This is a genomic window from Bradyrhizobium altum (assembly GCF_020889705.1).
GTDB classification, from domain to species: Bacteria; Pseudomonadota; Alphaproteobacteria; order Rhizobiales; family Xanthobacteraceae; genus Bradyrhizobium; species Bradyrhizobium altum.
Genome location: NZ_JACMYP010000418.1, coordinates 1 through 4,961, shown reverse-complemented (window position 1 = coordinate 4,961; position 4,961 = coordinate 1). Strand labels below are relative to the sequence as shown.

Genomic DNA, 4,961 nt, shown 5'->3' with positions numbered 1-4,961 from the left:
AACCACCGAGCGTGGTGAAAGGGCAAGCTGGAGCCACAGCCTTGTTCAACAACAAAGCCCTGTGGTTATGGGTCCCGGGTCGCGCTTCGCTTGCCCGGGACGACAGCATTTAAATCTCAAACACCTGGCCCGGCTTCAACGCGACAAACTTCTCCCGCGGCACCTTGGCCGCATCGAGCGCTTCGCCCAGCGCGATCGCGGGCGCGTCGATCGCCTCGTCGGTCAACTGGAACGTGCCGTGGTGGTGCGCCAGCGCCTGCGCCGCGCCGCAATCGGCCAGCGCCTTCACGGCGTCCTCCGGATTCATGTGCTGGTCGCGCATGAACCAGCGCGGCTCATAGGCGCCGATCGGCAGGATCGCGAGCCGCAACGGGCCGTGCGCCTCGGCCACCCGGCGGAAATGACGACCGTCGCCATAGCCGGAATCGCAGACGATGTAGAGCTTGCCGGCGGGCGTCTCCAACACGAAGCTCGCCCACAGCGCCTTGTTGCGGTCGAACAGGCCGCGCGCCGACCAGTGCCGCGTCGGCACCAGCGTCACCGCAAGACCATTGCCGAGCTCGACGCGCTGATGCCAGTCGAACGCCTCGGCCTTGATCGCGGCATCGGCCGCGCGCATCGTGACGTCGTTGCCGAGCGGCGTGATGACGCGCGGTGCAAACGTGGCGTTGAGCTTCGACAGCGTCGCTGTGTCGAGATGATCGTAATGACCGTGCGACACCAGCACGACGTCGATCCCAGGCAGCTTGTCGAACGCGATGCCGGGATCATTGTGCCGCTTGGGACCTGCGAAGCTGAACGGCGAGGTCCGCATCGACCACACCGGATCGACCAGGATGTTGAGGCCTGCGGCCTGAATCAGCCAGCTCGCATGACCGACGAAGCAGAACCGCACTTTGTCGCCATCGACACGGGGCGGCGGCGTATCGGCATAGGGGCTCGGCGCCCATTCCGGCCAGACCGCGCGCTGCCGCCTGCCGCCGAATTGCCAACGCAGCAACTCGCCGAGCGATTTCGGCGGCGCGCCGTCCGGATCGAAGAAGTGCAGGCCGTCGAAGTGATCGGAGACGGGGCCGTCATAGGTTTTCATCAGGGACATCCAGATCGAGGGCACGCCGAGCGCGGCAGTGGCTCCGGTCAAGGTTGCGAGAAGGCGGCGGCGGGTGATGGGCAAGCGGGTTCCCAAACAGGAGGCAGGCTCCGCTTATATGGGCGGTGACGACGAATTCGGAATCAACGCGGCAAATTGACGTGATTTCAATGCCTTAGGGTCTGAGCCGAGCAAATCGCCGCGAAACTTTCCTTGACTTTGCTCCCCCGGCAGCGTTTAACGGCGCCACTTTCTCGGAAAGATCCGTCTTTTCGACCCGCCGACTGGTCCTGGAGGCCAGAGGCCAACGCCCGACAGCGCGATGCGCCCTCGGGCGCGAAAGTGTTTGGACCATCGTCTTGGGCACGCCGTCTTGGCACGGTGCCGGGGCAGACTATCTGGTCATCACCCGCGAAAGCGGGTGATCCAGTATCCCAGAGCCAACCCGGATTGAACCGGGAGGCCGCGGCGAACTGGATACCTCGCTTTCGCGGGGTATGACGAGGAGCGAGTGAAGCGCGCTCACGGGCGCAACGAAGGACAACGGCATTGTTCGACAATCTGTCGGAACGGCTTGGTGGCATTCTCGATCGTCTGACGGGGCGCGGTGCGCTGACCGAAAAGGACGTCGATGCCGCGATGCGCGAGGTGCGCCGCGCGCTGCTCGAAGCCGACGTCGCGCTCGAGGTCGTCCGCAGTTTCATCGACCGGGTCCGCGAGCAGGCGATCGGCGCCACCGTCGTCAAGTCGGTGACGCCGGGCCAGATGGTGGTGAAGATCGTCCATGACGAGCTGGTCGCCACGCTCGGTTCCGACGGCCAGACCATCGACATCAATTCCGTGCCGCCGGTGCCGATCATGATGGTCGGTCTGCAAGGCTCCGGCAAGACCACCACCACCGCAAAGCTCGCGCGACGCATGGTTCAGCGCGACAAGCGCAAGGTGCTGATGGCCTCGCTCGACGTCTACCGCCCGGCGGCGATGGAGCAGCTCGCGGTGCTCGGCCGCGATCTCGACATTCCGACGCTGCCGATCGTCGCCGGCCAGATGCCGCCGCAGATCGCGCGGCGCGCGATCGAAGCCGGCAAGCTCGGCGGCTACGACGTCGTGCTGCTCGACACCGCCGGCCGCACCACGCTCGACGAAGACATGATGAAGGAGGCGGCCGAGATCAAAGCCGCCGCCAACCCGCATGAAGTGCTGCTGGTCGCGGACAGCCTCACCGGCCAGGACGCGGTCAACCTCGCACGCTCATTCGACGAACGCGTCGGCCTCACCGGCATCGTGCTGACGCGCGTCGACGGCGACGGCCGCGGCGGCGCCGCGCTGTCGATGCGCGCGGTGACCGGCAAGCCGATCAAGCTGCTCGGTACCGGCGAAAAGACCGACGCGCTGGAAGACTTTCATCCGAACCGCATCGCCGGCCGCATCCTCGGCATGGGCGACGTCGTCTCGCTGGTCGAGAAGGCTGCGGCGAACATCGACGCCGAGAAGGCCGCGCGCACCGCCGAGCGCATGCGCAAGGGTCAGTTCGACCTCAACGACATGCGCGAACAGCTGCAGCAGATGGCGAATATGGGCGGCATCGGCGGCCTGATGGGCATGATGCCCGGCATCGCCAAGATGAAGAACCAGATCGCGGCGGCCGGCATCGACGACAAGATCATCAAGCGTCAGGTCGCGGTGATCGACTCGATGACGCGGCAGGAGCGCAAGAATCCGGACATCCTGAAGGCGAGCCGCAAGAAGCGCATCGCGGCAGGCGCCGGCCAGAGCGTCGAGCAGGTCAACAAGCTGCTGAAGATGCACCGGAACATGGCCGACATGATGAAGGCCATGGGAAGCGGCAAGCGCGGCCCGCTCGCCGGCATCGCGCAGGCGATGGGCTTTGGCGGCGGCATGAAGCCGCCCTCGGCCGAGGAGATGAAGGCGCTCGCCGAGAAGATGCAGGGCGGCGCCGGCGGCGGTCTGCCGAGCCTGCCGAAGGATTTGCCCGTTGGCCTGCGCGGCGGCCTGCCCAATGTGCCGGGCCTGACCGGCCTCAGCGGCAAGCCGACGCTGCCGGGCCTCGGCGGCTTCCCGGGCAAGAAGAAATGAGGACGCTTGCGCACTCTCTCTCCCCTCGTCATTCCGGGACGCGCCTCTTGGCGCGGGCCCGGAATCCATACTCCCGATCGTGGTTATGGATTCCGGGCTCGCTCGCTGCGCTCGCGCCCCGGAATGACGAGCTAACTGAACCTGTACCAATCAAACCACTTACTTAGGAGAACTAAATGTCCGTTGTTATCCGCCTCGCTCGCGCAGGCACCAAGAAGCGTCCGGTCTATCACGTCGTCGTCGCCGACTCGCGCTTCCCGCGCGATGGCCGCTTCATCGAGCGTCTCGGCCACTTCAACCCGCTGCTGCCGAAGGACAACGAGGCCCGCCTGAAGCTCGACATGGACAAGGTGAAGGCCTGGCTCGCCAAGGGCGCGCAGCCGTCGGATCGCGTGACCCGCTTCCTCGACGCCGCAGGCGTCGTCAAGCGCACCGCGCGCAACAACCCCGAAAAGGCCGTGCCGCGCAAGGAGCGCAAGGCGCAGGCCGAAGCCGCCGCCAAGGCTTAAGCTGAACGGCGACCACGGTGACTGCACCGGTCTGTGTCGCCCGTATCGGCGCTGCGCATGGTGTGCGCGGCGCCGTCCGGCTGTGGACCTTCACCGAAGATCCGCTGGCCGTAAAGGACTACGGCCCGCTGATGACCAAGGACGGCACGCGCCAGTTCGAGGTCACGCATGCGCGCGAGGCCAAGGACCATCTGGTGGTGACGCTGAAGGGCGTCGCCAGCCGCGACGACGCCGAACGGCTCAACGGGCTCGAGCTCTACGTTCCGCGCGACCGGCTGCCGGAAACCGACGACGGCGAATATTACCACACCGACCTGATCGGGCTCGCCGCCGTGACGACGACAGAGCAGCCGCTCGGCAAGGTGATCGCGATCCATAATTTCGGCGCCGGCGACATCATCGAGATCGCCCCGCCGCAGGGCGCGACGATGCTGCTGCCCTTCACCAACGCCGTGGTGCCGTCAGTCGATCTCGCCGGCGGTCGCGTCGTGATCGACCTGCCGCAGGAAGTCGACGGCGACGATCCGTCGGCGGCCTGACCAGGAATGATCCTCAGCCCGTCATCCGGCCCTGCTGCTCGAGCCAATCGCAGAACACCGCGCTGTGCGGATCGTTGCTGCGGCCTGCCGGAAAATACGCGAAGTAACTGCGCGCCGGCAGGCTGATCGCGGGGAACGGCGTCACCAGACGCCCGGCCGCGAGATCGTCTGAAATCAGCGCGGTCGGGCCCATCGCAACGCCGAGACCATCGAGCGCGGCCTGGATCGTCAGATAGAAATGATCGAAGGTCAGCGCGGCCGCCGGCTCCAGCGCTGAGTGCCCGGCCTCGGTCAGCCAGTCGCGCCATAGCCGCGGCATCGACGTGACATGCAGCAGCGTGTGCCTGGAGAGATCCGCGATCTCATCGAGCGGCAATTGCGCAAGCAGCGACGGACTGCACACCGGCAATCTCCGCTCCGACACCAGGAAGCGCGACGAGAAGCCATGAAACGTATCCGGACCGCCGCGGATCACGACGTCGAATGATTCCGGCAGCGCATCCACCGGATCGTTCGACGTGCTCAGGCGCACCTCGATGTCCGGATGCTCGGCGCGAAACCGGCTCATGCGCGGCAGCAGCCAGCGCAGGCTGAAGGTCGCGAGCGCGTTGACACGCAACACCGCCACGGCGGCATCGCCGCGCCGCTCGCGATGCTGCTGCACGGCGGCCGAGATCCGGTCGAGCGCCGGCGCGAATTCCCCCAACAGCGCCGCGCCCGCCGGCG

At 66.5% G+C, this 4,961-nt stretch carries 5 protein-coding genes; 3 read left to right on the top strand and 2 right to left on the bottom strand.

The features are described 5' to 3' along the window. Positions 1-109 precede the first annotated feature (109 nt). Positions 110-1,174: an MBL fold metallo-hydrolase gene (locus H8B02_RS45260; protein WP_229172212.1), complete on the bottom strand. Its 1,065-nt coding sequence runs from the start codon at positions 1,172-1,174 to the stop codon at positions 110-112. Positions 1,175-1,639: 465 nt separating this feature from the next. On the opposite strand from H8B02_RS45260, the gene ffh reads away from it, so the two are divergent. The 3 genes from ffh to rimM all read left to right on the top strand — a co-directional run bounded on the left by ffh (position 1,640) and on the right by rimM (position 4,235). Further along, on the top strand, positions 1,640-3,187 hold the full coding sequence (gene ffh / locus H8B02_RS45255; protein WP_092121513.1) for a signal recognition particle protein: 1,548 nt from the start codon (positions 1,640-1,642) through the stop codon (positions 3,185-3,187). A gap of 176 nt (positions 3,188-3,363) precedes the next feature. Next, positions 3,364-3,696 (top strand): 30S ribosomal protein S16, encoded by a 333-nt coding sequence (rpsP, locus tag H8B02_RS45250; protein ID WP_029081296.1) that lies wholly within the window; start codon positions 3,364-3,366, stop codon positions 3,694-3,696. Positions 3,697-3,713: 17 nt separating this feature from the next. Next, a complete protein-coding gene (rimM, locus tag H8B02_RS45245; RefSeq protein WP_229172211.1) occupies positions 3,714-4,235 on the top strand; it encodes a ribosome maturation factor RimM in 522 nt (173 codons plus the stop codon). A gap of 13 nt (positions 4,236-4,248) precedes the next feature. Here the strand turns inward: rimM and H8B02_RS45240 are convergent. Continuing rightward, positions 4,249-4,961, bottom strand: a 713-nt coding sequence (locus H8B02_RS45240) for a LysR substrate-binding domain-containing protein (protein ID WP_229172210.1), incomplete at its 5' end; no start/stop codon positions are given.

Coding starts and splice junctions, on each gene's coding strand:
- rpsP (WP_029081296.1), top strand. CDS start 3,364: ATGTCCGTTGTTATCCGCCTCGCTCGCGCAGGCACCAAGAAGCGTCCG.